A 325-nucleotide genomic window follows, 5' to 3' on the forward strand; every position below is an offset into this window, starting at 1 on the left:
CAGATAGTCCAGCGTAAGGGTCTGGCCTTCCGGCAGGATTTTGCGCGTCAGGTTGCCCCAGTCATCGTATTCATAACGGGTGATGTGGCCGCACGGGGTTTCCTCCTGCGTTACCAGTTGCTCGGCATTGTGGTGCCAGGTGGTAACATGCCCGTCCGGGTCGATAACCCGGGTCATCCCCGGCGCATACTCAAATCGCCCCGGATAATAACCACCGCTGCCCACGGTATAGGTACAACGCCCCTGCGCATCATAGCGGTACTCCACGGCGGTCTGGTCACCGTCCGACCAGCGGCTGATCAGCCCCTGGTCATTGTATTCATAA

1 protein-coding gene is annotated in these 325 nt (G+C 59.1%); it reads right to left on the reverse strand.

The window, feature by feature from the left end; all coding sequences use genetic code 11:
- Positions 1-325 (reverse strand): RHS repeat domain-containing protein (locus AAC854_RS23395; RefSeq protein WP_340619171.1); only part of this gene is annotated, 325 nt, incomplete at both ends.

The organism is Xenorhabdus entomophaga, assembly GCF_037996725.1.
Taxonomy (GTDB): domain Bacteria; phylum Pseudomonadota; class Gammaproteobacteria; order Enterobacterales; family Enterobacteriaceae; genus Xenorhabdus; species Xenorhabdus khoisanae.